Source organism: Flavobacterium sp. N3904 (assembly GCF_025947305.1).
Lineage (GTDB): Bacteria > Bacteroidota > Bacteroidia > Flavobacteriales > Flavobacteriaceae > Flavobacterium.
In genome coordinates this window covers 2,385,961-2,412,454 of the sequence record NZ_CP110009.1, presented here as the reverse complement: position 1 = coordinate 2,412,454, position 26,494 = coordinate 2,385,961, and the positions used below count along the sequence as shown (strand labels likewise).

Below are 26,494 nucleotides of genomic sequence, written 5' to 3'. Positions count from 1 at the left end.
ATTCTTAGCCCCTTAGTAATCTATTATAATTTTAATTTATAATCTTCATCAACAGGATAATACATTAAAATGCAGGCAAAACCGGCTTCTGGATCATTAATATGATTGTACAATGGCTTTATCCATCTGAACCCCGCTTTCTTTTGAGGCGTCACCGTAGGGTCTGTAAACTTCTTAATTTCCAGCGCATAACAATATTCTTCTATGGCCATTTTGTGCTTTACTTTGCCATAACCTATTGTCATTCCTGCAATGAGTTGGCCTTTTAGACCTAGTTTTTTACATATTTCCTGCCGCACCAAATACATTTCTGTCGAAAGGCCCAAACCTCTGTATTCCGGTAAAATTCCCATGTCTATTCCATACATCCATTCACCATCGGGAACATGGGCATTTGTAATCCATAAATTATCCGATGATTCCAGAAATGTAGATTCCTTTGTTGGAAAATTAGTCCGAAAGGTACTCGCTGAGCCTACAATAACCCCATCTCTTTCCAATACAATCTGACCTTCTGGAAAAACTTTGATATGATTTATAAAATGTTCTCTGTTTAATAACTCTGTTGGATGCAAAGTAGGATAACATTGTTTTTGAACATATTCCATCTGAACTGCATCTTCAGGAGTTGCATTTCGAATTAGAAATTCATTAAACAAAACATCTTTTCTAATCATAACTTATTCAATTACAGCACAAAACCAGCTATTAAATACAACACCGAGGAAGCTACAAATATTGTTAACTGATAAGGGAATTGTGAAATTCCATGTTGCATCATATTGACTTTACAAGATTGTGCCGTTAATACTCGATTGTCTGAGAAGAAACAGGCAGCGGCTCCCCAAACTGTTCCTGATGCTAATGCTCCTTGGCTCAACCAAAAATTAGCTCCCAATGTGTGCGACAACAATGCTGTAGTAGGCACAAGAATGGCATATATTCCCCAGTTTGATCCCGTTGCCCAACAAATCCAAGCAACCAAAGCAAAAACAATAAAAGGTAAAGTAGCACTATTCAACCAGCTGATTCCTTGTAAATTTGCAACAACAAATTCGTTAAAACCTAATGCATTTTGTACATCTTTCAGTAAATAAGTGAAGCCCAAAACGGTTAATACGAATGTGATTGTTTCCAATCCCAATACAAAATGTTTCGATATTTTATTGAATTTAATTACTTTGAAAAGTAAAAAATACATGTAGGTAAACACCACTGCTGTAACGATACCACGCAACGCATCGATGCTACCAAATATATATTCTGAAGAGAAGGTAAAACTTCCCCAATAATCCATATCAAATGGGTAAGGAAAAACCGTACACCAAATTAAAACCAAAATCGGAAGAATAAAATATACTAATTTACCCGGCTTAGCATTTGGTTTTACTATTTTAATTGCTGCTGGTTCTATTGGTTTTACATTGGCTTCGGCCTCTTTAATTGCTTTTGTGTCTGGAATTAATTGAAAAACAATTAAACCACCCATAATCAAAGAAATCCAAGCCGAAAAATTATACGGAATAGTTCCCAAAAAAGCCTGAATCGGATTGGTAATTGCTACTCCAGCTGCATCCAAAACACCTCCATCAATAGCAACAATCTGAGTTCCGTAAAATATAGTCCAGGTAGAAATCGGAAAAATAATGGTAATCGGTACGCAAACCATTGTAAGCACTAAAGCCAGTTTTTCTCTAGAAACACCAAATTTATCTGTAATTGGTCTCATGGTATTACCGACAGATAAAGCACTCAAATAATCATCAAGAAAAAAGAAAAAGCTTAGAAAATAAGTCATTATCAACGATTGCTTTTTATTGGTAACATGATTTTCAGAATATCTTGCCACAGCTTTGATACCTCCAGACGCATTCAACAATTGCACAAATGCACCATAAAGTATACACACGAGTATAACCCAAATTAGTCCTTGATCATGAGCATCTCTCGCAATAGAAGTAAACATACCGTCAAACATATTCAACGGAAAAATCATTCCTTTCCCTTCTGGAAAATATTCCTCAGAACCTCCATGTTGCGCCAACAATGCAAATCCTATTGCGCAACCTATAATTAAAGGCTCCAAAGCTTTTCTCGTAATCATGGCAATACCCAAAACGGTAAAGGCAGGAACAAGTGCGTGCCAATGGACAAAAAAACAAAGTGTAGCCAGAAATAATAATGCAACACCGATAATAGTAGATACTGATTTCATAAATTTAATGGATTTAGTTTTTGGTTTTGGTTAATTCAATAATCTAAAGTGGTTAATGCTTTAAATTAATAATACAGGTATAAAGGCTTATTTCTAATAATATTTCTTATTGTAAATAAATCAATATGCAAGTGATTATTTTGTAAATCTAACAATATTTTTAATACACGCAAAAAAATTTATTGTTTTTTTACTATTTTTTGTATATTTGAAAAAATTAAAACCTAAAAAAATGTCATTTAACGAAGTAAAAAACTTTATAAACGGGGAGTTTAAATCCGGAAGTTCAACAAAAATCCATTCCGTTATTTCGCCTTTAGACGGTAAGGAATTGACTACTTTCAAAGAATCCACCATGGATGATTTGAATGAAATCATTACCGCTGCTCAAAAAGCACAAAAAGCTTGGCAAAAAGTCACCCTGAAAGAAAGGGCTCAAGTCTTTTATAAATACAAACAATTACTAGAAAAAAACAGCGAGGAATTGACTGAGATTATTTATAGAGAAAACGGAAAAATTCACAGTGAAGCCAAAGCAGAAATCGACAAAGCAATTGAACTAACCGAGTTTGCCTGCTCGTTACCTCAATTTGTAAATGGAGAAAACATGGAAGTAAGCAAAGGGGTATTTTGCTCTTCGACCAGAGTTCCTTTGGGAATTGTAGCTTCTATTGTTCCTTTTAATTTTCCTACCATGGTTCCCCATTGGACCATTGTAAATGCTATTGCTCTCGGTAATGCTTTTATTTTAAAACCTTCGGAAGCAGTGCCTATCAGTAGTCAATATACTGCCAAACTCCTCAAAGAAGCGGGATTGCCTGATGGATTATTCAACATTATAAACGGAACACAAACCACTGTAGAAAATATTTGTGATCATCCGGGAATTCAAGCCGTTACTTTTGTAGGTTCTACCAAAGTAGCCAAAATTGTGTACCAAAGAGCCAGCAACAATTTAAAACAAGTACTAGCACTTGGAGGCGCCAAAAATCACATCCTATTATTACCAGATGCACATCCAGAAATGGCTTCGTCCAATATTGTAGCCTCAATGAGTGGCTGTGCCGGTCAAAGATGCATGGCAGCGGCAACCTTAATTGCAGTAGGAAACTGTGATACAATATTGGATCGATTGATTGCAGATGCCCAAAAAATTCAATGTGGAACTACGCTTGGTGCCGTAATTTCTAAAGCTGCCAAAGACAGAATAGAAGCCTATATTACAGAAGCAGAACAACAAGGTGCCAAAATCATTTTGGATGGCCGTAACACAATTGTTCCCGGAAAAGAAAATGGTTTTTATGTTGGCCCAACACTCATTGACTACGCCACTGCCGATATGAAAATTGCTAGAGAAGAAGTATTTGGCCCCGTTTTGGCCATTGTTCGTGTCAACACAATTGATGAAGCATTGGCTATAGAAAATGCAAATCCGTATGGAAATGCGTGCTCTGTCTTTACCCAAAGCGGAGGATTGGCCAATTATGTAACCGAAAATGCTTCGGCAGGAATGTGTGGTGTAAATATTGGAGTCCCTGTTCCCAGAGAGCCTTTTGGTTTTGGTGGATGGAATGAATCTCGTTTTGGAACTGGTGATATTACAGGTAAAAGTTCGATTGGATTTTTTACCAAAGAAAAGAAAACCACAACCAAATGGAATCCGGAAGCGGGAACCAACTGGATGAGTTGATAATTGCGGATTTAGATTTTGGAATTTAAAATTTAGGATTTAGAACTTTTACTATTGTCTTTTGGATTTAGAATCTAAACCTTTATTCTGAAAGTAAAGTTTTTTTTGTAACTTTAGTTTTTAAACCACTTAAAAATAACCAATTATGATACGAAAAGCCACTATTCAAGATTTAGACCAATTGACAAACTTGTTCGATCAATATGCTATTTTCTACAAAAAACCTTCCAATTATGAAAGACACAAAGCGTATTTGAAAGAAAGAATAGAAAATAATGAGGCGATTGTATTTTTAGCATTTGAAGATTCAAATTTGGAAAAAGCAATTGGTTTCGCGCTTATATATGTTACTTTCTCTTCATTGGCACTGAGTAAAATACTGATTTTAAACGACTTATTTGTCGATTCTTCTATTCGAAAAAATGGAATTGGTGAAAAATTAATTTTACAAACTGTTGAATTGGCAAAAGAGTTAGGTGCTAATGACATTCGATTACGAACAGCAAAAAACAATACCGTTGCTCAAGGATTATACCATAAAATGGGCTTTGTGAGAGAGGACTTTCTATACAGTTACGACCTCACTGTCAACTAATAATAATCAAATAATAAATTAAACACATAATGTTAAGTAAAGAACAAATCATAAATGACAGTAAAGAATTTAGCTTGTTTTCATGGTCGGCGCAAGCCAGTGTAAATCCAATAGCTATAGAAAGAGCCGAAGGGGTTTATTTATACGACTGTGATGGCAACAAAATAATCGATTTTTCGTCTGGTTTAATGTCGGTGAATATTGGTCATGGCGACCAAAGAGTTACAGCAGCGGTGGTAGAACAAATGCAAAAAGTGAGCTTTGTAACCCCAACTTGCACCACCGAAATAAGAGCAAAACTGGCCAGAAAACTTTCTGAAATATGTCCCGGTGATTTGAACAAAGCCTTCTTTACATTATGTGGTACTTCTTCGGTAGACAATGCAATCAAACTAGCGCGATTGTATACAGGAAGACACAAAATTATTGGTAGATATCGCGCTTTTCATGGCGGGTCTATCGGCGGAATGTCTGTAGGTGGTGATCCGAGAAAACTGGCCAATGATTCGCAACAAATGCCCAATGCAGTATTGCTAGATGATCCTTACTATTTCTTCGGCATGAAAGATTTGGATGAAGCGACTAAATTGAGTTTAAGCTTAGAATATGTAGAAAGAGTGATCCAGTTTGAAGGAAAAACCAATATTGCAGCCTTTATTTTTGAAGGAGAAAGCGGCTCTTCGGGCTGTTTGCATTACCCACAAGGGTATTTAAAAGGCGTAAAAGCTCTTTGCGAAAAATATGATATCTTATTTATTGCCGATGAAGTCATGAGCGGATTTGGGAGAACTGGAAAATGGTTTGGTTTTGAAAACCATGATATTATCCCAGATATGATTTGTATGGCCAAAGGACTGACCTCATCGTATATTCCTTTGGGTTGTTTAATGGTTTCTGACAAAATTGCCGCAAAATTCGACAATACCCCTATGATGATTGGTCTTACTTACAATGCACATCCAGTTGCTTTGGCAGCGGCATTGGCAGTAATAAATATTTACGAAAGCGATCATTTAATTGAAAATACTCGAAAAATGGGTGCTTATTTAGAATCTAAAATAGCCGAAATGCGACCAAAACACCCAAGTATGGGCGCTTTTAGAAACACTGGTCTATTGGGTTGTCTGGATATATTGAAAAATAAAACCACAGGCGAATTGATTGCACCCTACAACGCCAGCGGTGATGAATTGAAAGTCACCAATTTAATTGCTGCCAAAGTAAGAGCACTGGGATTATACACTTTTGTACGCTGGGGATATATTTTTATAGCACCCCCTTTATGCATTACCGAAGCAGAAATAGATGAAGGTTTAGCTATTATTTCACAAGCATTATCAATTGCCGATGAGCATTTGGTTTAAAACAAAATCAAAAAAGAGGCTTTTTTAATGTAAAAAGCCTCTTTTTTTTGGATTTTATTTTTTTATGAAATTATTTTATTTTGAAATACTTCATCAATAGCCTCATAAATTTTTTCTTTATCCAATGGCTTTGTAATATAACCTGAGAAACCCGCTTTTAAAATTCGATCTTTTACTTCCGCAGAAGAATGAGCAGTTTGAGCAATAACAAGAAGTTCTGGTCGTTTCTTTTTTATAATTTCAAAAGCTTCATACCCATCTAGAACTGGCATTTTTATATCCATAAAAATCAAATCAAGTTCCAGATTTTTGGCACAAATATCTACCACTTCCTGACCATTTCTGGCTCGCAAAATAATGTGTTTTTTTCGTTCTAATATGGTTTTCAACAATAGGTAATTTATATTATCATCTTCTGCGATGAGTATCACTTTTGGTTCAAAATTTACATTCGAATGCTCACCATTCAAAACTGATTTTTCTTTTGTTGATTCATCATAAACCAAAGGAATAGTAAATTTAAAAACAGAACCTTTACCATAAACCGATGTTACTCCGATCTCGCCACCGAGCATTTCTATGTAGGCTTTCGAAATGGACAAGCCCAGTCCTAAACCGCTAAGTGATATGCTATAATCATCTTCAATTCTTCTAAAACGATCAAAAATAACTTTTAAATCTTTTTCGCTTATTCCTAAACCGGTATCTTCTACTCTAAATTCCAATAATTGTTTCTCATGATTAACACTAAATCCGAAAGATACATGACCCTTTTCTGTAAATTTTATGGCATTTGTCAATAAATTAACAATGACTTGTTTCAATTTTACTTCATCGGTCAAAATGTGTTTCCCAAGTTTATCATTATTTTTAATTAAATGAAAACTGAAATTTTTGTCCTCGGGGATGGTAACTTTGAGTGTATTATACAATTCATTTAAACACTTTTCTATATTTAATCCTTTGAGATTTGGAGTAATTTGCTTGGCATCAATTTTTGACATTTCGATCAAATCTTCAATAATGGATACCAAACTTTTTCCGCTGTTCTTAATGATTTTAAGGTATTTTTTTTTGAAATCTTCGCTTAAACTTTCATCCAACAATAAATCGGCAAAACCAATAATAGCATTCATTGGTGTACGGATCTCATGCGATAAATTGGCCAAAAAGGTAGATTTAAGTTTGTCACTTTCCTCTGCTTTTTCTTTCGATTTCTCCAATTGAAACCGATTTCTCCTATGGTCGTCAAATAGATTACCTATGTAGCCAAACTCACCAGGCTCTTTTTTAAGATGGCTTATTGCAATTTCTTGATTGGTTTCGAGAATAGTAGTGATTAATCGTAATGGCTTGTAAATCCATTTATTAGCATAATAAATACATGCGATAAGAGTTAATAAAGTAGCAATAACAATGATTAACAACAATTCTTTTGTTCTTTCAAAGTTGAGATATGAAGGTCTTTCAAATAACAATTTGGCTACCACAAGATTGTCACTATCCCTTAATTTTATAACCGAAGTAACTTTGTTATTATCAATTGTATCGGTATCAACTTTATTTAAAAGCTGAATTTTTGAAGTTGTAATTTCTTCTAGATTTTTGAAATATTTTTGATCTAAAAGCCGTGCCATAAAAAAATAACCAAAAGGCTTTGTTTTTGTCTTTCCCGGATCATCTGAAGTATGAATGGTTCCACCAAAAACTTCTACTACACCTTCGGGGACACGCATATAAAATCTAGAAAATTTAGTTTTATACAGATGCATCATCGCTTGCACAGGTATGAAATTTTCGCTCTTGAAATTAGGTTTTGAGGTTTTAACAATAAACTTTTTACTCAAATCATAAACCGCTATGTAATCGACTTCGTAGGTGGGAAATTCATTTGATATATAATTATTATACCAAATTGTATCTTTTGTTTTTGTGAAATTGACCAATGCATCCCAATAGGTTAGGTCATTTATTGTAACAATTTGGGTCTTTGAATTAAAATCAAACAATCGATTGACTTCAGTTTTATACTGATCTGAATTGGATCTAAAAACATCTGTTTCTTGCTGGATTGTGTAAAGGTATAAAGAAAGAAAAAGCAATAAAAAGAGCGAGCAGACCCCAATGATTAACAAAACCAATTTGGAATAAGTCGTTAGTTTTAGTGTTAATTTCATTCAGTTATATAAATTACATCGGAAATAATGTTGCAATATACTGTTTTTTTTATAATACAAAAAAATCCAGCTCTTTTGAGGCTGGATTTTGGTTTTAACAAACTAATTCGTTTTGTTATATTTTTTTAAAAATTCCCGTGTCTTCAGACCGGATTCTTTAAGGTCTTCGTCTTTCCAATTGCCTTCTGAATCTGCTGATTTTTTTAACATTGAACAGGTTTCATCTTTATCTGAAACAGACCAAACAATCCAACTTAGCTTTCTAGCTTCCATCCAATCGATGTATTCCTGCCACGCTTTGTAATTCATTGACCCATCACCGGTAGCTTCCATACCAGCCGATTCGGAGATAAAAATAGGCAAACCGCTTTTTATCGCTTCATCTGTTCTATCTCTAAGTTCTTTTTGATGGGTAGCCGCATAAAAATGCATCGTGTACATTAAGTTATCATATCCCTTTATAGGATCTGCCGCTGGTAAATTTACATCCTGATCCCATTTTGGGCTTCCTACCAAAATAATATTGTCAGGATCATTGGCTCGAATTACTTTGATTACTTCTTCGGAATAGGCTTTTACCTCTGGCCAAGTTTCGTAATCCGGTTCGTTAAATACCTCGTAGATTACATTTGGATATTTTCCATATTTCTTCGAAATCTCTTCAAAATACTCCTTGGCTTCCTTTAAATTAATATTGTGACTGTGCCAATCGATGATAACATAAATATCGGATTTGATGGCTCCTTTTATTACGGATTCTATTTTATCTTTAGAAAAATCCGGCTCCTTCATATACGGATGCTCCCCTATTTCGATACCCATAGCAGCGCGAACGATGGTGCAATCAAAATCTTTTTTTAACCAAGCTACCGTTTTTTCAGTATAAAATCTTGGCCAGATACTATGCCAGCCCAAACTCACCCCTCTTAAAACAATTGGGTTTTGGTTTTTATCTACTAACTGCGTTCCTTTTACACTAAGTTGTCCGTGTTTTTTAACGAATTGTGCGTTTACCAAGCTGCAACTCAACGCAAGCAAAAGAAGAATGATTTTAGATTTAAAGTTCATTTTCTAAATTTAAGGAATTAGTATAAGTGTAATAACATCATGAGAAGCAATATCGGCAGTAAAATTCTTTTTGGTCGTACCTGCTTCCTTGTTTTTCCAAAGGTCTTTAATTTTGAAGGTTATTTTATTGAAATCGGCTTCAAAACCAAAATCAGTATCCTTTATTGGGTTCTTTTTCCAATCGAAATTGATTTTTTTAGGAGCATCGGTTCTGTTCAAAAAGGTAATTGCCCAAGCTCCATCAGATAACGGTTTTACCCAAACTTCCAGTCCCTCTTCGGCAGAAAGTTTGAATCCCTGAATTCCTAATTTATCCTGATCTATCGAGATGAGTTCCTTATTGGTCAAAACAGCCAAGGTTTCTTTGGACATTTTCCTTAAATCATTTCCAGCGATTAATGGAGACGACAACATACACCACATTGCAAAATGGGTTTTGTCTTCGGTATTGGTCATTCCGTCTCCCACTTCCATCATATCAAAATCGTTCCAATGATCTGGACCTGAATATTTACGAATATCTTTGCGCATTTCGGCAATTTTCATGAATCCCCATGAAGACCAATTTCCCTCTTCGTGGTGAAACTCGCAATCAAAACATGGGTAAATATCCCCCGAGATTCTCCAAAGGTTTCCTATTGGTTTACCCCATTCCCAAACCTTGTTATCACCCCATTCGCAAAGGCTGAAAACGATAGGTCTTCCAGCAGTTTTTAGGGCATTGCTCATCGTAGCATAGGCTTCTGGAGCGTTGATTCCGGCGGTGTTGCACCAATCGTATTTTAAGAAATCAATACCCAAATTAGCATAAAAGCGAGCATCTTGATATTCATATCCTCGTGTGCCAGGGTATCCGGCGCAAGTGTGCGTTCCGGCGCAATTGTACAAACCAAATTTTAATCCTTTGGAGTGTACATATTCGATTAAGGATTTCATTCCGCTTGGAAATTTAATTGTGTCTGGCACTAAATTGCCTTCTATATCACGATTTTTTGACATCCAGCCATCATCGAGGACAATATAATTGTAACCCGCAGCTAGCATTCCTGAAGAAACCATAATATCGGCAGTTTCTTTGACTAGTTTTTCATCGATATTGGTTTCGAAAGTATTCCAAGAATTCCAACCCATAGGCGGTGTCATCGCTAGACCTTCAAATTTTCCAGAACCTTGTTTGTAAACATTTCCTTGAGAGAATCCCTGGATGGTTATACTGCTTAAAAGTATAGAGAGGAGTAATTTTTTCATTTTTATGTATTTATACTATTTATAAAAGAAAAGAATCCCCTAATTAAAAAATTAGGGGATATCTTAAACTAACTCAATAAACAAAACCAATTATTATAAAGCAAAACCAATATTGTCAATGTAGAACGTAGTATCTGTACCATCACTACCATATACTATTGAACCAATTGTTGCAGGAGGTCCTGTCAACCCTAAATCAGACCATTTTACAACATAAGTAGCATATTCCGTAGTAATATCAAACCAAACTTGATGTCCCCAATCTCCACCTACTATAACTCTAACTTTTGCATCTGCTTTAAGTTTCATTTGAAATCTAATACCTGTAGCATTTGCAGGAACTGGATGTCCTCCATTGGCCCACATATCGATCTGGAAACCAGACCAAGAAGTGATATCAACTTTTATTGCTTTTACACCTTGTGCTACTTCTGAAGCCACAGTATTTTCAATATTGGTATTTGATATTCCCCATCCACCTACACCATCTATACCATAAAATATATCATCATAAATTGCGGTACCTACAGCAACGTTACCGGTAGCAGAACCAGAAATAGTTGTTACTGTTGGGTAAGTATCGTTTGCTCCAGCTGGCACTTTTACCTGTATTTGCTCTATAGTATGAGATACAATAGTAGCGGGTGTTGTTCCAAAAGTAACTATAGGATCTAAAAAGAAAGAACCATAAATAGTAACAACATCTCCAGCAGCAGCATTGATTGGATTATAACTTTTAAGTATTGGGGCTGGCGGTGCAATTACAAAATGATAGGTTACTGTCCCATTTTGGGTTACCACTTTTAATTCACTAGATGCATTTTCATAAGGCGTATCTATATCAATAGTCACAAAAATAGCACTATCCGTAACCAGAGTAGGATTGAAATAGGTATCAACATCATTAAAATAAATTTTTTGTACTCCTATAAATCCACTTCCTTGAATGATATACATATTGGCTGGATAACCAATATCCGTAGGAGTTAATGTTCCCTCAACAGCTTTGCTTACGCTTTTTATTGCCAGAGGTCCTACCGTATTATTACTATCATCATTCGAACATGAAGACAATAGACTTATAAATATTGAAGCCATCATAAAGAAGCTCAATACATATTTTATTTTTAATTTTTTCATAGTCTTTTATATTAAAATAATTATTTAAAAGTATAAGGAACTGGTGGCTCCAATAACTTAGGATTTTTGGCCACGTCAACATCAGGATAAGGGATTAAAAAATCCGCTTCGGTTGGAGTATAATATTCGGCATTAGCTTTACTTCCTCTATTTTGAGCAGACATAATTGCAATAGCCTTAGCTCTGTCAATTCTACCCAAATCATACCAATAATCTCCTTCAAAACAAAGTTCTAATCTTCTTTCTTTAAAAATAGCATCGAAAGTGATTGTAGTCAAATCTGTTAAACCAGCTCTTTTGCGAACTGCGTTAACAGCACTCAAAGCAGAGGCGTCTGTTGTGCTAGCACCACCAGCCAAAACTGCTTCAGCATATATCAATAAAACTTCAGAATAACGCATGATGTATGTATTATTGTTCATCATATTCCAAGTGTCTGCTGGACCTGTTGATTCTGTAACTTTACCAATACAATATTTTTTAATCGCTGCTCCAGAACCTTGTGCATTCTCCCCAACTGGAAGTGTAAATGTTGCACCTTGAGTCGATTTAATAGCATAAGTATCTCCAGGTACCATAAAAGTTTCTCTCTTTCTTTTATCACCTGCACTATAGGCAGATAAAATATCCTGAGAAGGACCAAAAACACCACCATAACTGGCATTAGAAGTATCTGAAGTTCCAAATTGAGTATTACAATTATTGGCTGAACCATAATTCCCATCACCTTTCCATTGTAATGCAAAAACAGATTCTTCATTATTATTGTTTCCTGTTAAAAACAAATCTCCAAATGTTTTCCCTGGCAATTGATCTCCACCATACAATTTAAACTCATTGCTGGCAATTACTTCTCCTGCTAATAATTTTGCATTTGCATAATCTTTTTGATACAAATATACTTTGGCCAACATTGCTTTGGCTGAACCTTTAGAAATATGCCCATTAGAAGCATAATTAGATGTTCTAATTTTTGCTTCTACTCTATCGATTGCATTTTTATAATCACTGATAATTAATTTGTAAATGTCATCAACATTATTAGTATTAATTTGTGGAGTATTGGCATAATCTAAATTGTTTTCGATTATTGGCACTGGCCCCCACAATCTTACTAAATAGAAATAAGCGGTTGCTCGCATAAAATAAGCTTCCCCAACAGTATTGTCTAATACTTTTTGACTTACTCCCGAACCCACTCTTTCTGGTAAAAAATTAATAATTGAATTGGCTTGAGCAACATTTGCCCATAAAGACTGCCATCCATTGGCAAGTTCACCATCAGTTCCTGTCAAAGAGAAATTTCTCATGGCATTTACATCGGATGAAAATGTACACATATTTCCGGAACCCACTTCGGATATGGCCCAGAAAAATTTATTGCCAAATTGAAACCAAGTTCTACTATACATACCATTTGTGGCAGCCGCGACTTGAGCGTCACTAGAATAATAAGAGTCTAAACTTATACCATCCTCTGAGGGACGATCTAAGAAGTCGTTCGAACACGAACCTGAAACAAAAAGTGCAATTGCTAGTATTGACAATTTGTATATATTAAAAAAGTTTTTCATGATTTGTTTTTATTAAAATTCAACATTTACACCCATCAATACCGTTCTTGCAGAAGGGAATCTACCATTGTCTATTCCTGACAACAATGTATTTTGATTGATTGAACCTACCTCTGGATCATAACCTGAATAATTGGTAAACGTAAATAAGTTTTGTCCTGTAAGATACAATCTCAATTTAGATATTGTTAATTTAGACATCACATCTGAAGGCAATGTGTAGCCAAAAGTGAAATTTTGAACTCTTAAATAAGAACCACTCTCAATGAAACGATCAGAAATTTGAAGGTTGTTACTATTTGAGTTTCCTTCTGGTCTTGGAATATTGGTATTAGTGTTTGTTGGTGTCCAAAAATTAGCCGCTTCGACCAATTGGTTGGTATATAAATTTGAATTCATAATACCATTTCTTCTAGTCAAATTCAAAACATCATTTCCATATACTCCTTGCAAAAACAAAGAACAATCGAAATTTTTGTATTTGAAAGTATTCGTAAATCCATAAGTTACTGTTGGGTGTGGATTTCCGATGAATGTTTTATCATCTGCGTTTACAACTCCATCACCATTTACATCCACATATTTAACATCTCCTAATCCTGTTTCTCCTGGAGCAGTTCCTACAGCCTGACCAAATTGCAATGGAGCTGAATCAAGTTGAGCTTGCGTTTGAAAAAGTCCATCCGTTTTGTATCCCCAAAACATTCCCATTGGATGACCAACAACAGAATTTGTTACTGTGTAAGGGATATATCCATTTGTATTTACTTCGGCTGTTACAATTAAACCATCTTGAATTTCTAATATTTCGTTTTTGTATTGAGAAACATTGACAGCAGTATTCCATGAGAAGCTATCTCCTGAAACTAAATTATAACCCAATGTAAGATCATACCCTCTATTTTGCATGCTTCCTAAATTTGAATAAGGAGCATCAATTCCACCATATTGGTATCCACCTCCTGTTAAATAAAGCGGTAACGGCACCTGAAATAAGAAATCTTTTGATTTTTTCTGATATAAATCTATAGTGAAATTTAATTTTGCATCAAACATTGTAAAATCAAGACCTAAATCCGTTTGTTGAAGCGATTCCCATTTCAAATCTGGATTTGGGCTATTGGCAACCAAAAATCCTGAACCTAATCCTGAATTTTGTGTAGTAAGCATCGCAGAATATCTGTTATTCGGAATTTGTTGATTTCCTGTTTCTCCATATCCTATTCTGAATTTGATATCGTCTATGTATTTTTTAGTGGTCTCCATAAAAGCTTCATTAGATAACTTCCAACCCACAGCAATAGAAGGGAAATAACCCCATTGATTTTTGGTTGTTGGGTCAAATTTTGAAGATCCATCCGCTCTGTAAGAAGCTGTCATACTGTATCTATTGTCAAATTCATATATTGCACGAGCAAAATAAGACAAAAGAGCTTGGCTACCTTGATAACCAGTAACAGTTGAATTTTTTGGATTAGCTAGGTTAATCGTATGAGGATCATTTGCCAAAAATCCTTTTGCAGAAGCAATGGTTCCTTCCCAGTGACTATCATTTGACTCTTGAGCCAATAATACATTCAATTTGCTTTTACCAAATTGATTGTCATAAGTCAACATGTTTTTTATATTGACAGAATACCAACTTTGTCTTCTAATATCCAAATTCGCTTCATCTTTATTATAAGCTCCCCAGTGGTGTTCTGGATTATACAAATCATTTTGAGAATACTCTGTATTTCCCCCTATTTCTGCACGGTATCTTAAGTGATCTGTGAAACTAATTTCAGCATACGCATTTCCAAGAAAGTTTTTTCTAGTTAATGTATTTGTAGTTGTCAAAGCTTCGGCAACTGGGTTAAAGTAAGCAACATTTTGACTCGAGTCTGGTGGGCCAGCATAGGTACCATCGGTATTACTAACAGCAATATCTGGCGCTTGCAATAATGTATTGCTTATGATACCATTATAATTAGAGTTAACAGTTACATTTTCGTCAGAAAAACTGCCATTCACATTTGCACCCACTTTCATCCAGGATTTAACTTTAGAATCCACGTTCAATCTTACATTGTATTTGTGATAATAAGTACCAATAATAGTAGATTGATTGCTCAAATAGCCTCCAGATAAATAATAGCTTGTATCGTCTTTCGATTTAGAGAAAGACAACTGATAACTATTTGCAATTCCCGTTCTAAAAACTTCGTCTTGCCAATCGGTGCCTGGCCCCAACAATTCTGGATGTGAAAATTCTGGACGAAGAGTTTGATTTCCAAAAGCGGTTCCCAGAGCATTTTGTTGTCTTGCATATTGTTGCAAATTCATTACGTCCAACTTTTTGGTATTAGTTTGAGCAGATGTATAAGTATCAAAAGATATTTTACCTGTTCCTTTTTTACCCGATTTTGTTGTAATAATAATTACCCCATTTGCCCCTCTAGCTCCATATATAGAAGTTGCAGAAGCATCTTTTAATACATCAATAGATTCAATATCATTTGGATTAATCATCGACAACGGACTAACCGCAATGTTACCCATAGAGGTAAAATCTGTTCCTGCAATTGGTCTTCCGCTTGATGCTTTATTCGTTGCATCCCCAGAGACTGGCACACCATCAATAATATACAAAGGTTCATTGGTACCGTTAAGAGAAGTTGTTCCCCTAACTCGTACAGAAGCTGCACCACCTGGCGTTCCTGAGTTGTTTGAAATAGATACTCCAGACACTCTACCTTGAAGCATTTGATCTACTGAAGACAATTTCACATCGTCAAGATCTTTTCCTTTAATAGACGAAATGGCACTATTTACATCTTTTCTTCTTTGAGTTCCATAACCAATTACAACGATTTCTTTCAAAGTTTCAGAAGTAGCAACCAAAGTAATATTAATTTTACTATTCCCTTTTACAGGCATTTTTTGAGTTTGAAACCCAATAAATGAGAAAGACAAAGTTGCATTTGCAGGTACATCTATAGAATATTTCCCATCAAAATCAGAAGAAACACCTTTTGAGGCGCCCACAACCGAAATATTAACCCCTGGCAAACCAAGACCATTTACATCTGTAACGGTTCCTTGCACTTTATTTTGTGCATTAATAAAACCACATGCCAATAATAAGAACATCAATGGAACCTTTCTGTGGTTTACTTTCCAATGAATTAAGTCGGATAATAATTTTTTCATAATAAAAATTTGTTAGTTAAGTTTAATAATTTCAAAAGGGAATTCTGATATTATTATAGGTATTAATTAATATGTTTTATAATTAACAAATTTATAACAGTAGTTAACATCAAGTTAATATTATTATATCATTTCATGATAATATATTTTCAAAATGAAAAATTAAATTACATATTACAAAATTATAAATAGAATTTTTTAAATTATTTGTATTTAATGCCTGTATTATATATCATATAGTTAATTATTAAAATAGAAATGCTCCTTGAAAAAGTTCGCAAGGAGCATTTTTATAGATAAATAGACACAAATTACAAAATCCGTTTTAATCCAGAAAAATCATCACGGTACTGACTGGGCGTACATTTCTTGAAGGCTTTGAAACTTCTGTTGAAATTGGCTATATTATTGAACCCCGACTTGAACGCAACCTCAGATATACTCAGGTCTTTCTCAACCAACCATCTGGCCGCATACCCAATACGGATGTCATTAATATAATTGACAAACGTTTTACCAGTACGCTTTTTTATAAAACGATTAAAAGATATCGTCGTCATATTTGCAACACCTGCTACTTCTTCCAGAGATAGTTTTTCGGCAAAATTCTTTTGAATATAATCATAAATCAATTTCATTTTGTCATACTCTTCAAAAGTGTCATTTTCTACTGTAAATGTCGATAGAAGTCTTTGATTTCGGGAGTTGGCAAGATCATAGAGTATGGATATAATTTCCAAAAAATAATCCATTCCATCCAGTTTGGATATCTTTATCAACCGTGGAGTGAGCATTTCGGCTACCTGATTTGAAAATAAAATACCATGCACAGATCGGTTAAACATCTCCTTTATAGGTGTCATAATGCGTCTGGACAACAAAAATTCATGAAAAAGATCATTATGAAATTGAATTGTTATTTCGTGAATTTCTTTGTTTCTACATTTATTCAATTCCCAACCGTGATATAAATTAGGACCAACAAGCACCAATTCAATATCATCAATCTCTTCAATATTGTCACCTACGACACGTTTTACGCCTTTACCATTCAATATAAAATTGATTTCAAATTCGGGGTGATAATGTATCGGATAATCAAATTCGTCTTTGACTCTATCAAATACCAAAAAACTATCTTGTGACGCGAGCGGAACTATTTCTCTATGAAAATTTTTAAAAGCACTCATAATTCTATTTTTAATTTGCAATAATAAGATATAAAATTGATAAAATAATATTAATTCAAAACATGTTATTAATATATCTTTGAAAAATGAAATTCTATATTTAGATATAAAAATATATTTAAAATATACATATCATTATAATGGAGCATTATTTTTGATATTTTGATAAAAAAGCATACAAAACTTTATATTCAAAAATTTTAATTACTCAATCATCTGACATTCAAATCAATTATCTTTTAAAAATTTTTTATATAATTGAAAACAAAAAATAAAAACATGATAAAAACCAAACAAATATTTCTATTCGCACTCGTTTTTAATTCGATGTTGATCTCTTATTCCCAGTCTAATAATACTAAATTATCATTATCCGACAAAAAATCTACAGCTAATACTCGTATTTTATATTATAATTTACAAAAAAATGCTAATAAAGGCATCCTTTTTGGCCATCAAGACGATTTAGCATATGGTGTAAACTGGAAATATGAAGCAGGCAGAAGCGATGTAAAAGATGTTGTTGGTGATTATCCAGCTGTTTACGGTTGGGATTTAGGTGGTTTGGAAACCAAATCTGATAAAAACATAGACGGTATTCCTTTTGACAAAATGAGACAATATATCATTGACGGATATAATAGAGGTGGAATTATCACTCTCAGTTGGCATTTCAACAATCCTTTGACAGGCGGAGCTGCCTGGGACACCACCCCAAAATCATTGGCTTCGGCCTTGCCTGGAGGGGAAAGTCATGAAAAATATAAAGCTTGGCTGGATGAAGCTGCAAAATACATCTTAACTTTAAAGGATGAAAAAGGAAATCTAATTCCAATGCTGTATCGCCCGTTTCATGAACTTACCGGAAATTGGTTTTGGTGGTGCAAGAATAATGGAAGTCCAGAAGAATTCAAAACCCTTTGGAAATTTACTATTGACTATCTCCAAAAAAAAGGGATTCATAATTTAATCTATGTGTACAATACCGCCGATTTCAACTCGAAAGAAGATTTCTTAGAATATTATCCAGGTTCTGACTATGCAGATATTTTAAGTTTTGATAAGTATATTTACAATGACCCATTGAAAGACAATTCCTTTATAGAAAACTGTCAAAGACAATTTTCTATAATAGACCAAATTGCCAAAGAACAACATAAAATCATCGCTTTTGCCGAAACGGGTTATGAGGCCATTCCTTATGACAAATGGTGGACAGACACTTTGATGAAAGCCATGAGTGACTATAAAATATCCTATGTTCTCGTTTGGAGAAATCACGGCTGGCAGGAAAAAGAACAGAAAATGCACTATTATGTCCCATTCAAAGGACAAGTAAGCGAGAAAGATTTTATCCAATTTTACAATTTGGACAACATCTTCTTTGAAAAAGACGCCGCAAAATTAAATTTTTATAAAAAATAACCCCAAAGACCATAAACCTCAATAAAATGAATAATAAAATTAGCCTAAAAGAAAAAGTTGGTTACGGATTAGGAGATGCTGCTTCCTCCATGTTTTGGAAAATTTTCAGTATGTATCTCATGTTTTTTTACACCGATGTTTTTGGAATAGCTCCCGCTATGGTAGGAACTATGTTCTTGATCACCCGTATTTGGGATTCCTGTTTTGATCCTTTGGTGGGAATTATTGCAGACCGTACCAAAAGCCGTTGGGGAAAATTCAGGCCGTATTTATTATGGACAGCTATTCCTTTTGCTATTATAGGGATATTAACGTTCTACACTCCAGACTTTGACGAAAAAGGAAAAATAATATATGCCTACGTTGCTTATTCCTTAATGATGATGGTGTATTCTATCATTAATGTTCCGTACGCTTCTTTACTTGGCGTCATGTCGGGTGACCGAAAAGAACGTACCACACTTTCCTCCTACCGCATGGTTTTTGCCTTTGGCGGAAGCTTACTGGCCCTTTGGTTAATTGAACCTTTGGTAAATCACTTTGGAGGAAGCTTGAATTCTAAAACAGGCTGGTTGTACACCATTATCGTTTTTGGAATCATTACAACTATTTTCTTTTGGTCTTGTTTTTTTCTTACCAAAGAAAGAGTGCAACCTATAAATGATGAAAAACCAAATTTAAAAGAAGACCTAAATGACCTTCTCAAAAACAGGCCATGGTGGATTTTATTGGGCGCAGGAATTGGCGCTTTGGTATTCAATTCAATTCGTGACGGAGCGGCGGTTTACTATTTCAAATATTATGTAAGCAGTACCGTAAGTTATAGTTTCAACATTTTGGGAGAAAATTTTGCAATGACTCCAACCACACTTTATTTGGTGCTTGGACAAGCTGCCAACATCATCGGTGTGATTGCAGCGACTCCGATTGCCAACAAAATTGGTAAAAAGAAAACCTTTTTTGGCGCTATGGCACTTGCGGCTATTTTGAGTGTCTTTTTCTATTATATCGGAAAAGAAAATGTGGTGCTTATCATGGTTTTCCAAGTTTTAATTAGCATTTGTGCAGGTTGTATCTTCCCTTTAATCTGGTCTATGTATGCCGATAGCGCCGATTACTCGGAGTGGAAACAAGGCAGAAGAGCCACTGGCCTGATCTTTTCAGCTTCTTCGATGTCTCAAAAATTTGGTTGGACAATAGGTGGCGCTGCAACAGGATGGCTTTTAGGGTATTTTGGTTTCCAAGCCAATGTAGTACAAACTCTCACTACACAAAACGGAATACTACTAATGCTAAGCATCCTTCCAGCGATTGCAGCGGCATTATCAGTACTTTTCATCTTATTCTACCCATTGTCTGAAGAAAAGCTACAAACTATCGAAGACGAACTCAATGACAAAAGAAATTTAAACAAATAATACTTGATTTTACAACATTCAATTATGAACACATCAGAAATAAATACCAGTTTAAAACAAATTAAAATCGAACTCGATAAGCAATTCAATGCTTTAATTGGAAGAAAAAACGAACCAAAAGACGGAATTGGCAACGGAATATATACTCGCTATAAAAATCCTATTTTAACAGCCGCACACACGCCGTTGGAATGGAGATTTGATTTTAATCCAAACACAAATCCATTGTTTTTGGAAAGAATTGCCATCAACGCAACATTCAATGCGGGAGCCATAAAATGGAATGACAAATACATTCTTGTGGCCCGTGTAGAAGGAGCCGACAGAAAATCATTCTTTGCCGTTGCCGAAAGCCCAAATGGTGTTGACAATTTCAAGTTTTGGGATAAGCCTTGTGTGATTCCTCAAACCGAGGAACCCGATACCAATGTGTACGACATGCGTTTAATCAACCATGAAGATGGCTGGATTTATGGTATTTTTTGTACCGAAAGAAAAGATCCAAAAGCACCAAAAGGCGACACTAGTACCGCTATTGCAAATGCCGGAATAGTACGTACCAAAGATTTAATTAATTGGGAAAGATTACCCGATTTGATTTCGAATACAGGACAACAACGCAATGTGGTTTTGCATCCAGAATTTGTAAACGAAAAATATGCTTTATACACACGTCCTCAAGATGGTTTTATAGATGTAGGAAACGGTGGTGGAATCGGACTTGGTTTTGTAGAAGACATGACCAATCCAATCGTAAAAGACGAAAAAATCATTTACGGAAAGCAATATCATACGGTTTACGAATTGAAAAATGGTCTTGGCCCAGCACCTATCAAAACCAAAAAAGGATGGTTGCATTTGGCTCACGGTGTGCGTAACACCGCTGCTGGCTTGCGTTATACGCTGTATATGTTCATGACTGATTTGAATGACATTGCCAAAGTAATTCATGTTCCGGCTGGACATTTTATGGCACCAGAAGGTAAAGAAAGAATAGGAGACGTTTCGAATGTTTTGTTTTCTAATGGCTGGATTGAAGATGAAGACGGAACCGTTTTTATCTATTATGCCTCTTCAGATACCAGAATGCACGTGGCCGTTTCGACTGTCGAAAAGTTAGTGGACTATGTGATGAATTCTCCGGAAGACACCTTTACTTCGGCAGGTTCTGTGAACACAATTATCGAACAAGTGAATAAAAACAAAGAAATTTTATAGTTGTGCAAAACAATCTAAAAAATCTAAAAATAGAACTAAAATTGGAGCTTCAAAGTATTCTTTCCTATTGGATGGAAAACACTATTGACACAAAAAACTGGGGATTCATCGGCCAAATAGATTATAATGATGTAAAAAACTTCGAAGCTGAGAAAGGGTCTGTATTAAATGCAAGATTACTATGGGCCTTTTCAGCGGCTTATAAAATCTCAAATAACGAAGAACACCTAGATACCGCAAAACGAGCTTTTGACTATATTTCAACCCATTTTTATGACTCCCAATTTGGCGGAATCTTTTGGAGCCTCAATCCTGACGGAACACCAAAAGACACCAAAAATCAAATTTATGCTTTAGGTTTTACTATTTATGGATTGAGTGAATATTATTCGGTTTCACTAGACAAAAAAGCATTGGATATGGCCATTGCTTTGTATCAAAAAATTCAAAAGTACAGTTACGATGCCTCGAAAGGTGGATATCTGGAAGCATTTACCCGTGACTGGCAGCCCATTGAGGACTTGCGCCTGAGCGAAAAAGATGCCAACGAAAAAAAAACGATGAACACCCATTTGCATATCGTTGAAGGGTATGCCAATTTATATAAAGTATGGAAAGACGAATCGTTGCGTAAAGTCATTGTTGACTTATTGAAAACTATCGAAAAGTATTTTATCAATATTGAAACTGGACATTTACGATTGTTTTTTGATGAGAATTGGGTAGAAAAGAAAGACGTTATTTCGTATGGTCACGACATCGAAGCAGCTTGGCTTTTATTGCAATGCGCAGAAATTTCGGGAGATTCAACCTTAATCGAAAGTTATAAAAAATATGCTATTCAAATTGCCGAAGCAACCAAAGAAGGAATTGACACTGATGGCGGATTATGGTACGAATACGATCCAGAAACCAAAGAATTAATGACCGAAAAACATTCTTGGCCACAAGCCGAACTGATGATTGGCTACTTTAACGCATGGCAACTTTCCGGAAAAGAAGAGTACTTGAACATTGTTTTCAAAAACTGGGATTTTATACAAAAACACATCATTGACAAGGAAAAAGGCGAATGGTTTTGGGGAATAAATGGTGATTACTCTAAAATGAAAAAAGACAAAGCCGGTTTTTGGAAATGTCCGTATCACAATAGTAGGGCCTGTATTGAATTGATAAACAGAATTTAAAAAATGAAAAAAAATGAAAAACCCCATCTCAAAAATTTTGATAATCAGTTTTTTAACATTAATCTGTAGCTGTTCTAAAGATGATCCCGCTCCAGATCCTGTAACGCCGCCTGTTGTTGTAGTACCGCCTGTGACAACACCTTCGGATGCGCTTACAACCCAAAATGCCAAAGAATATTTGGTTGACAAAAATGCCACTGCCGAAACAGTTGCTTTATTTTACAATTTAAAAAAATTGGCAAAAACCAAATTTGCCATAGGTCAGCAAGATGCCTTTAATGGGTTTTACAATAATGGTTCTACATCCGAATCCGATATCAAGAAAACAACTGGTTTTGATCCCGCTCTTTTGGGTTCCGATTTTTTATTTATAACTGACAAAAGCAACAACAATCAAGCAGACAATTGGTTTTACCAACAAGAACTTAAAACGATAAGTGATGTAAAAAAAGCCTATGCTGCAGGTATGATTAATACTTTTTGTTGGCACATCAGAGAACCCAATAAAGAAGATAGTTTTTATGCCGCAGATATGACCGCAGATCAAAAAGCAACGGCCTTCAAAAGCATTTTGCCAGGTGGCGCAAATAATGCTTGGTACAAAACAAAACTGGATAAAGTAGCCAGCGTAATTTCGAATTTAAAAGGTTCCAAAGGAGAATTGATTCCGATTATTTTCAGACCTTTTCATGAATTTGACGGAAGCTGGTTTTGGTGGGGAGCCAATTACTGTTCAGCTGATGATTACAAAGCGGCTTATCAATTTACCGTTGAATATTTAAGAGATACCAAAGGGGTTCACAACATTTTATATGCTTTTTCTCCTGACAATTCTTATTCAACATCAGCCAATTATTTGAGCCGTTATCCCGGAGATACTTATGTTGATGTTTTAGGCATGGACAATTATGGTGACTTGAATAACCAAGGACAAACGGGTGCCGACAAAGCCAATGCCAAACTGAAAATAATTTCTGATTTGGCAATCAACAAAGTAAAAATTGCCGCAATGACCGAGACTGGTTATCGCGTTACAGCAACTATTTCTCCTGTTACCAATTGGTTTTCGACTTATTTGTACAGCACTTTGACCGCCAATAGCATTCAGATCAGTTATGTTATGTTTTGGAACAATAACCAAGACGGCTATTACGTTCCAACGCCTACAGCAACTAATGCAGCTGATTTTACGACTTTTGCAAAAAAATCCAAATCGGCTTTGGCAAATACATTACAGAGCATGTATGTTCTACCGAATTAAGTTTTTTTAAACATATAAGTCAAGCAACAGATTTCAGAATTCGCAGTAATAAGATCATAAACGGAATGCCTTAGCCCTGATGGAAGAGAAAATCCTTTTTGGCTTCTTCTCGTCCCAAAGGACGAGAAGAGGCCAAAAAGATTGGAATGACAGCAGGAAATAGCTCCTGATCAAATAAAAATCACTTATGAATAAATCAGTATTAAAAATAGTTTTGGCTCTTTTTTGTTTGGCAACTATCTCTTGTGAAGCCCAAAAACAACAGGCTAGAATCACCCTGAAAGGAACTCAATTCTACAAAGGCAACAAACCGTATTCTTATATTGGAACCAATTATTGGTATGGCAGTTTGTTGGCTTCGAAGAAAGTGGGTGACCGAAAAAGACTGATTCGGGAACTGGATTTAATGCAGAAATATGGCATTGATAACCTGCGCATTTTGGTGGGTGGAGATGGCGGAAAATACGATTATACCGTTCGTCCCGCTTTACAATACGAGCAAGGAAAATACGACCAGGACTTACTCGATGGTTTGGATTTCTTGATTGCCGAAATGGGTAAACGCAATATGTATGCGGTTTTGTACCTGACAAATAACTGGGAATGGTCAGGCGGAATGTCGCAATATTTAGAATGGAATGGCAAAGGAGCTATTCCAGTTCCCGCTATTCCACCAAATACTTGGCCACAGTTTATGTCGTATACGGAACAATTTCATAGTTGTGAACCATGCATGGAAGCACTTGACAATCACGTGAAATTTATTTTAGGGAGAACTAATAAGTATACTAACAAAAAGTATACTGAGGATAATACAATCATGGCTTGGCAAGTAGGGAATGAACCAAGGCTTTTTACTGTCGAAAACGAAGCAAAATTTACCACTTGGCTTAACAATATCGTGAATTTGATGGATCGTTTAGACAAAAATCATTTGATTTCTACTGGTTCTGAGGGAAGAAACAGCTCGAATGACAGCATGGACATTTTTGAAAGAACGCATCAAAATCCAAACATAGATTATTTGACGATGCACATTTGGCCCAAAAACTGGAATTGGTTCAAAGCCGATGATGCCGAAAAAACATTGCCAATTACATTAGAAAATGCCGGAAACTATATTGATTTGCATGTTAAAGTAGCCAATGATTTAAAAAAACCCATTATCATTGAAGAATTTGGTTTGCCAAGAGAGAATGAAGGATTGGTTTCAACAGCTTCCGTAGTCAATAGAGATATTTTCTATAATTATATCTTTACGAGAATTCTGGAAAGCCATCAAAACAATGGACCATTACAAGCTGCCAATTTTTGGGGATTTGGTGGCGAAGGAAAAGCGGTTAACAAAGATGGTAAATGGAAACCTGGAGATCCTTTGACAACAGATCCACCACAGGAACCGCAGGGGTTGAACAGTGTTTTTTCTACAGATAAATCGACTTTGGAATTGGTGAAAAAGTATAATTTACTATTGAAATAAAAAAAGGGGAGCAAGTATAAATTTGCTCCCTTTTTTATTATCCTAAAATTTTTTCCATTGCAACTAATTCTTCTTTGGAGAATTCCAGATTTTGTAAACTATCAATATTATTATTTAATTGTCCTACAGAACTTGCACCAATCAACACCGAAGTAACTCTATTGTCTTTGAGCAACCATGCCAAAGCCATTTGTGCCAAAGACTGATTTCTTTCTTTAGCAATGTCATTCAATTGAATGATTTTCTGAATTCTTTCCTCCGAAACCTCTTCTTCTTTTAAATGTCCGTTTGGATTGTGAGCACGAGAATTTTCGGGAATTCCTTTTAGGTATTTATCAGTCAAAAGTCCTTGTGCCAAAGGTGAAAAAGCAATACAACCCACCCCTTTTTCTTCAAGAACATCAAGCAATCCTTCCTCGGGAGTTCTTACAAACATTGAATATTTTACTTGGTGAATCAAACAAGGTGTTCCCAATCGTTTCAGAATTTCAGTAGCTTCTCTCGTTTGCTCTGGATTGTAATTGGAAATTCCGGCATATAAGGCTTTTCCGCTGCGAACGGCATAATCCAATGCCATCATTGTTTCTTCCAAAGGCGTTTCGGGATCAAAACGATGGGAATAAAATATATCCACGTATTCTATATTCATGCGTTTCAAACTTTGATCTAAACTTGATATCAAATACTTGCGGGAACCCCAATCACCATATGGTCCGTTCCACATTGTATACCCTGCTTTTGTCGAAATTACGATTTCGTCCCTAAGGTTTCCTTTAAAGTTGTTTTTAAGAATAGTACCAAAATTAGTCTCTGCCGAACCCGGAACCGGTCCGTAATTGTTGGCCAAATCAAAATGCGTGATTCCTTTGTCAAAAGCAGCTTTGGCAATGCTTTCCGCATTTTCAAAACTATCTACCGAACCGAAGTTGTGCCATAATCCCAAAGAAATTTGCGGTAATAACAAACCGCTTTTTCCACATCTATTGTATTTCATTTTTTATTTTTTTTTATTTTAACTCATAATTTATTTTAAAAATACCTACGTACTTTTT

At 35.3% G+C, this 26,494-nt stretch carries 19 protein-coding genes; 9 read left to right on the top strand and 10 right to left on the bottom strand.

Annotated elements, in window-relative coordinates:
- Positions 1-23 precede the first annotated feature (23 nt).
- Both OLM57_RS10175 and OLM57_RS10170 read right to left on the bottom strand, forming a co-directional pair.
- A complete protein-coding gene (locus tag OLM57_RS10175) occupies positions 24-677 on the bottom strand; it encodes a GNAT family N-acetyltransferase (protein ID WP_264563585.1) in 654 nt (217 codons plus the stop codon).
- A gap of 11 nt (positions 678-688) precedes the next feature.
- On the bottom strand, positions 689-2,215 hold the full coding sequence (locus OLM57_RS10170) for a Na+/H+ antiporter NhaC family protein (RefSeq protein ID WP_264563584.1): 1,527 nt from the start codon (positions 2,213-2,215) through the stop codon (positions 689-691).
- A gap of 232 nt (positions 2,216-2,447) precedes the next feature.
- Between OLM57_RS10170 and OLM57_RS10165 the strand changes: the two genes are divergently transcribed.
- From OLM57_RS10165 to OLM57_RS10155, 3 genes are all read left to right on the top strand, one after another.
- Entirely contained in the window at positions 2,448-3,905 is a 1,458-nt protein-coding gene (locus OLM57_RS10165; protein ID WP_264563583.1) for a CoA-acylating methylmalonate-semialdehyde dehydrogenase, read from the top strand.
- Positions 3,906-4,050: 145 nt separating this feature from the next.
- Positions 4,051-4,500, top strand: coding sequence for a GNAT family N-acetyltransferase (locus OLM57_RS10160; RefSeq protein WP_264563582.1), 450 nt, complete (start codon positions 4,051-4,053; stop codon positions 4,498-4,500).
- A 29-nt stretch (positions 4,501-4,529) separates the two neighbouring features.
- Entirely contained in the window at positions 4,530-5,864 is a 1,335-nt protein-coding gene (locus tag OLM57_RS10155) for an aminotransferase class III-fold pyridoxal phosphate-dependent enzyme (protein ID WP_264563581.1), read from the top strand.
- Between the two features lie 62 nt (positions 5,865-5,926).
- Here OLM57_RS10155 and OLM57_RS10150 read toward each other — a convergent pair whose 3' ends face one another.
- The 7 genes from OLM57_RS10150 to OLM57_RS10120 all read right to left on the bottom strand — a co-directional run bounded on the left by OLM57_RS10150 (position 5,927) and on the right by OLM57_RS10120 (position 17,453).
- Positions 5,927-8,041 (bottom strand): ATP-binding protein, encoded by a 2,115-nt coding sequence (locus tag OLM57_RS10150; protein ID WP_264563580.1) that lies wholly within the window; start codon positions 8,039-8,041, stop codon positions 5,927-5,929.
- 102 nt (positions 8,042-8,143) lie between these two features.
- The gene (locus OLM57_RS10145) at positions 8,144-9,109 is read right to left on the bottom strand and encodes a glycoside hydrolase family 5 protein (protein WP_264563579.1); all 966 of its coding nucleotides are present in this window, start codon (positions 9,107-9,109) and stop codon (positions 8,144-8,146) included.
- Between the two features lie 9 nt (positions 9,110-9,118).
- Positions 9,119-10,357: a glycoside hydrolase family 27 protein gene (locus OLM57_RS10140; protein WP_264563578.1), complete on the bottom strand. Its 1,239-nt coding sequence runs from the start codon at positions 10,355-10,357 to the stop codon at positions 9,119-9,121.
- A 93-nt stretch (positions 10,358-10,450) separates the two neighbouring features.
- On the bottom strand, positions 10,451-11,497 hold the full coding sequence (locus tag OLM57_RS10135; RefSeq protein ID WP_264563577.1) for an IPT/TIG domain-containing protein: 1,047 nt from the start codon (positions 11,495-11,497) through the stop codon (positions 10,451-10,453).
- A 20-nt stretch (positions 11,498-11,517) separates the two neighbouring features.
- On the bottom strand, positions 11,518-13,071 hold the full coding sequence (locus tag OLM57_RS10130) for a RagB/SusD family nutrient uptake outer membrane protein (protein WP_264563576.1): 1,554 nt from the start codon (positions 13,069-13,071) through the stop codon (positions 11,518-11,520).
- Positions 13,072-13,083: 12 nt separating this feature from the next.
- A complete protein-coding gene (locus OLM57_RS10125) occupies positions 13,084-16,263 on the bottom strand; it encodes a SusC/RagA family TonB-linked outer membrane protein (RefSeq protein ID WP_264563575.1) in 3,180 nt (1,059 codons plus the stop codon).
- Between the two features lie 311 nt (positions 16,264-16,574).
- Positions 16,575-17,453 carry a helix-turn-helix domain-containing protein gene (locus OLM57_RS10120; protein ID WP_264563574.1) on the bottom strand — a complete coding sequence of 293 codons (879 nt, stop codon included), beginning with the start codon at positions 17,451-17,453 and terminating at the stop codon, positions 16,575-16,577.
- 279 nt (positions 17,454-17,732) lie between these two features.
- Between OLM57_RS10120 and OLM57_RS10115 the strand changes: the two genes are divergently transcribed.
- From OLM57_RS10115 to OLM57_RS10090, 6 genes are all read left to right on the top strand, one after another.
- Positions 17,733-18,878, top strand: coding sequence for a glycoside hydrolase family 26 protein (locus OLM57_RS10115; protein ID WP_264563573.1), 1,146 nt, complete (start codon positions 17,733-17,735; stop codon positions 18,876-18,878).
- Between the two features lie 26 nt (positions 18,879-18,904).
- Positions 18,905-20,296, top strand: a complete 1,392-nt coding sequence (locus tag OLM57_RS10110; RefSeq protein ID WP_264563572.1) for an MFS transporter — start codon at positions 18,905-18,907, stop codon at positions 20,294-20,296.
- A 24-nt stretch (positions 20,297-20,320) separates the two neighbouring features.
- The gene (locus OLM57_RS10105; protein ID WP_264563571.1) at positions 20,321-21,514 is read left to right on the top strand and encodes a glycosidase; all 1,194 of its coding nucleotides are present in this window, start codon (positions 20,321-20,323) and stop codon (positions 21,512-21,514) included.
- Positions 21,515-21,516: 2 nt separating this feature from the next.
- Positions 21,517-22,701: an AGE family epimerase/isomerase gene (locus OLM57_RS10100; protein WP_264563570.1), complete on the top strand. Its 1,185-nt coding sequence runs from the start codon at positions 21,517-21,519 to the stop codon at positions 22,699-22,701.
- 13 nt (positions 22,702-22,714) lie between these two features.
- The gene (locus OLM57_RS10095; protein WP_264563569.1) at positions 22,715-23,962 is read left to right on the top strand and encodes a glycoside hydrolase family 26 protein; all 1,248 of its coding nucleotides are present in this window, start codon (positions 22,715-22,717) and stop codon (positions 23,960-23,962) included.
- 187 nt (positions 23,963-24,149) lie between these two features.
- A complete protein-coding gene (locus tag OLM57_RS10090; RefSeq protein WP_264563568.1) occupies positions 24,150-25,442 on the top strand; it encodes a glycoside hydrolase 5 family protein in 1,293 nt (430 codons plus the stop codon).
- Between the two features lie 37 nt (positions 25,443-25,479).
- Here OLM57_RS10090 and OLM57_RS10085 read toward each other — a convergent pair whose 3' ends face one another.
- Entirely contained in the window at positions 25,480-26,436 is a 957-nt protein-coding gene (locus OLM57_RS10085; RefSeq protein WP_264563567.1) for an aldo/keto reductase, read from the bottom strand.
- Positions 26,437-26,494: the final 58 nt, after the last annotated feature.

Coding starts and splice junctions, on each gene's coding strand:
- OLM57_RS10175 (WP_264563585.1), bottom strand. CDS start 677: ATGATTAGAAAAGATGTTTTGTTTAATGAATTTCTAATTCGAAATGCA.
- OLM57_RS10170 (WP_264563584.1), bottom strand. CDS start 2,215: ATGAAATCAGTATCTACTATTATCGGTGTTGCATTATTATTTCTGGCT.
- OLM57_RS10165 (WP_264563583.1), top strand. CDS start 2,448: ATGTCATTTAACGAAGTAAAAAACTTTATAAACGGGGAGTTTAAATCC.
- OLM57_RS10160 (WP_264563582.1), top strand. CDS start 4,051: ATGATACGAAAAGCCACTATTCAAGATTTAGACCAATTGACAAACTTG.
- OLM57_RS10155 (WP_264563581.1), top strand. CDS start 4,530: ATGTTAAGTAAAGAACAAATCATAAATGACAGTAAAGAATTTAGCTTG.
- OLM57_RS10150 (WP_264563580.1), bottom strand. CDS start 8,041: ATGAAATTAACACTAAAACTAACGACTTATTCCAAATTGGTTTTGTTA.
- OLM57_RS10145 (WP_264563579.1), bottom strand. CDS start 9,109: ATGAACTTTAAATCTAAAATCATTCTTCTTTTGCTTGCGTTGAGTTGC.
- OLM57_RS10140 (WP_264563578.1), bottom strand. CDS start 10,357: ATGAAAAAATTACTCCTCTCTATACTTTTAAGCAGTATAACCATCCAG.
- OLM57_RS10135 (WP_264563577.1), bottom strand. CDS start 11,497: ATGAAAAAATTAAAAATAAAATATGTATTGAGCTTCTTTATGATGGCT.
- OLM57_RS10130 (WP_264563576.1), bottom strand. CDS start 13,071: ATGAAAAACTTTTTTAATATATACAAATTGTCAATACTAGCAATTGCA.
- OLM57_RS10125 (WP_264563575.1), bottom strand. CDS start 16,263: ATGAAAAAATTATTATCCGACTTAATTCATTGGAAAGTAAACCACAGA.
- OLM57_RS10120 (WP_264563574.1), bottom strand. CDS start 17,453: ATGAGTGCTTTTAAAAATTTTCATAGAGAAATAGTTCCGCTCGCGTCA.
- OLM57_RS10115 (WP_264563573.1), top strand. CDS start 17,733: ATGATAAAAACCAAACAAATATTTCTATTCGCACTCGTTTTTAATTCG.
- OLM57_RS10110 (WP_264563572.1), top strand. CDS start 18,905: ATGAATAATAAAATTAGCCTAAAAGAAAAAGTTGGTTACGGATTAGGA.
- OLM57_RS10105 (WP_264563571.1), top strand. CDS start 20,321: ATGAACACATCAGAAATAAATACCAGTTTAAAACAAATTAAAATCGAA.
- OLM57_RS10095 (WP_264563569.1), top strand. CDS start 22,715: ATGAAAAACCCCATCTCAAAAATTTTGATAATCAGTTTTTTAACATTA.
- OLM57_RS10090 (WP_264563568.1), top strand. CDS start 24,150: ATGAATAAATCAGTATTAAAAATAGTTTTGGCTCTTTTTTGTTTGGCA.
- OLM57_RS10085 (WP_264563567.1), bottom strand. CDS start 26,436: ATGAAATACAATAGATGTGGAAAAAGCGGTTTGTTATTACCGCAAATT.